Raw genomic sequence first — 2,897 nt, forward strand, 5'->3', positions numbered from 1 at the left:
ATCCTGAAGACAGACGGCCTTTTGGGTCAGCCCCTTTAGACTAAAAAAACAGAGGGGCATTTCCTGCTTTTTTGTCTTTTCCTACCTCCCCCGAAACACCGGCTTCCGCTTTTCTAAAAAGGCGCGGACGCCTTCGCGGTGGTCTTCGGTTTGCCGCATGCGCTGTTGGGCGTCGGTTTCGAGTTCGAGCACGCGAAGCAAATCTTCTTTTGTTTGTTCGACGTACAACATTTTCGTGGCGATCATGGCTTGAAGCGGTTTTTCTTGCAAGGAAGCGATGAATTGTTCGGCTTGCTCCTCGTTGTCAACGACGAGATCGACAAGTCCAAGGTGTTGCGCTTCGTCCGCGCTCATCGGTTTTCCTTCCCAAATGATCTGTTTGGCTTTCGCCGTGCCGACCCGCTGGGCCAGGAAGAAATGCCCGCCGCCGTCAGGGACGAGACCGATGCCGATGAAATTCATCGCCAAGCGTGCTTCTTTCGTGGCGATGAGGTAATCGCTCGCCAAGGCAAAGCTGAATCCAAGGCCGGCCGCTGGGCCATGGATGAGCGAAACGGTGATTTTCGGCATCGTATACAATCGCATGATCATCTCTTGGATCGTGTTCATCACCGTCTGAAATTGACTCGGATCATCGACAGAAAGCATCGTCTTAATGTCGCCGCCTGCCGAGAATCCCCTTCCCTTACCGCGGATGACGACGATCGAAGCGTCACTTTCCTTGATTTGCCGCAACGCGTCGACAAGTTCCGTTAACATGTGCCCATCCATCGCATTGAGCGCCTGCGGGCGGTTCAGCTCCAAAATCGCTTTGTTTTGGTCAAATGTCAGTACGATCGTTTCCATCGCTCTCCCCCTCTGAATGATGATTCATTTATTTATTTCCTTCCAAAGAGGAAAACTCCTGTTTCCGCACGAAAAAATGGACGCTCTTTTTCGCCAAGAACGTCCTCTGTCGAAATTCAATTTCTCGTTGCTTCAATTTTCGTTGAAAATAATCAACTTCAACTCCGTCATTTCCTCGATCGCATAGCGAATCCCTTCGCGGCCAAACCCGCTTTCTTTCACGCCGCCGTACGGCATATGGTCGACGCGGAACGTCGGGATGTCGTTGATCAGCACCCCGCCAACGTGCAGTTGTTTCGCCGCTTTCCACGCGGTATGGACGTTGTCGGTGTAGATGCCCGCCTGCAAGCCGTAGCGCGAGTCATTGACAAGTTCAATGGCTTCATCGATCGAACGGACGCGGTTGATCAAGACGATTGGGGCGAACACTTCTTGGCACGACACTTTCATCGTCGGTTCGGCGTCGACAATGACGGTCGGAAGCAGGATGTTGCCGTCGCGTTCGCCGCCAAGAACAACGTTGGCGCCGCCTTGTTTCGCCTCTTCGATCCAAGAGAGCGCCCGGTCGACATCGTTTGGCGTAATCAAGGCGGATACATCGGTGGTTGGATCCAACGGGTCGCCTGTTTTCAACTGTTTCGCGGCGGCGACAAATTTTTCGACGAACTCGTCATAACGATTCTCATGCACGTAAATGCGCTGGAGTGAAATGCACACCTGCCCTTGGAACGTGAACGCACCGAACACGCAGCGCGGGATGATGCGGTCAAGATCGACCTGCTCGTCGACGATCACGGCCGAGTTCGAGCCAAGCTCCAACGTCACCCGCTTTAAGCCCGCCTTATTGCGGATCGCGATGCCGACTTCCGGGCTGCCGGTGAAGGTGATCATGCTGATGCGCGGGTCGGTGACGATTTTGTCGCCGACCGTGCGGCCGCTTCCGGTGACGACGTTGAGCGCCCCTTTCGGCAAACCGGCTTTTTCGAACAATTCGGCGATAAAATAGGCGGACAGCGGCGTTTGGCTGGCTGGTTTTAACACAACTGTGTTGCCCGAGGCGATGGCCGGGCCAAGTTTATGGGCGACCAAGTTCATCGGGAAGTTAAACGGCGTAATCGCCCCGATGACGCCGATCGGCTCGCGGACCGTCAAGGCGATGCGATTTTCCCCGCCCGGCGCCGCGTCGAGCGGCAGTGTTTCCCCATGAATGCGTTTGGCTTCTTCGGCGGCGAATTTGTACGTTTGGATCGTGCGGGCGACTTCCCCTTTCGCCGTGGTGATCGGTTTGGCTGCTTCCAGTGCGATCAACCTTGCCGCTTCTTCCTGCCGCGCTTTCAGTTGCTCGACAACCCGCTCTAAAATGGCGGCCCGCTCATGAGCAGGCATAGCGGCCATCGTTTGCCGCGCGGCGTACGCCGCCGCGATCGCTTCGTCAACTTCTTCTTCCGATGCAGCCGGGATCTCGGCGATCGTCTCGCGTGAATACGGTGATTTCAGTTCAGTGTAAGACTTCCCTTCCCGCCATTCGCCGTTGATGTATAGCTTCTGTTTCTGCACCGCTGTTTCCATCTATTTCACCCTTTCCTTATTTTGGGCATGCAGCTTTAGCCAACGCATCCCCCTTTGTTATATATCCCACACGCCCTGCTTATTTGTTTCATTCGCCATCATGCCCAAAAATCCTTCTTTTTCCTCTTATTTCAATAGATGATGATTGAACCTGCTGTTACATTTTTAAGCATTTTTTGTGCCATCATGGCAAGCGCAAACGGCAGTCTCATTCTAAAGTCTGTAAGGCTCACTTTACCGCAAAATGCTTGCTGATGGTGATGTATTTCCTCGCTTGTGACAATGTTCAAACAAGAAGAGGCTACACCTGGTCAAGAACAATGGCTTGTAGACAGCACAACTAAGTAGGCCATTGGTCGACAAAAACAGTGAATAGGTTCACCATACCGGTTCTACTGTTCACCGGATGAGCTCCCAATGTTGCAACACAGGGCAATTATTTTTTCTTCCGCCCGACATCAACCAATTCTCTATCCTGAAAA

The 2,897-nt window shown here is 53.1% G+C and carries 3 protein-coding genes; all 3 read right to left on the reverse strand.

The window, feature by feature from the left end:
* Positions 1 to 81: 81 nt before the first annotated feature.
* Positions 82 to 846: an enoyl-CoA hydratase gene (locus BRO54_RS18570; RefSeq protein WP_074044836.1), complete on the reverse strand. Its 765-nt coding sequence runs from the start codon at positions 844 to 846 to the stop codon at positions 82 to 84.
* 132 nt (positions 847 to 978) lie between these two features.
* Positions 979 to 2,415 (reverse strand): aldehyde dehydrogenase family protein, encoded by a 1,437-nt coding sequence (locus BRO54_RS18575; protein WP_074044837.1) that lies wholly within the window; start codon positions 2,413 to 2,415, stop codon positions 979 to 981.
* Positions 2,416 to 2,546: 131 nt separating this feature from the next.
* Positions 2,547 to 2,705: a hypothetical protein gene (locus BRO54_RS19920; protein WP_158225541.1), complete on the reverse strand. Its 159-nt coding sequence runs from the start codon at positions 2,703 to 2,705 to the stop codon at positions 2,547 to 2,549.
* Positions 2,706 to 2,897: the final 192 nt, after the last annotated feature.

Source organism: Geobacillus proteiniphilus (assembly GCF_001908025.1).
Classification (GTDB): domain Bacteria; phylum Bacillota; class Bacilli; order Bacillales; family Anoxybacillaceae; genus Geobacillus; species Geobacillus proteiniphilus.

Excerpts from the sequence above, each read along its gene's own strand:
- BRO54_RS18575 (WP_074044837.1), bottom strand. The coding sequence starts at position 2,415 with ATGGAAACAGCGGTGCAGAAACAGAAGCTATACATCAACGGCGAATGG.
- BRO54_RS18570 (WP_074044836.1), bottom strand. The coding sequence starts at position 846 with ATGGAAACGATCGTACTGACATTTGACCAAAACAAAGCGATTTTGGAG.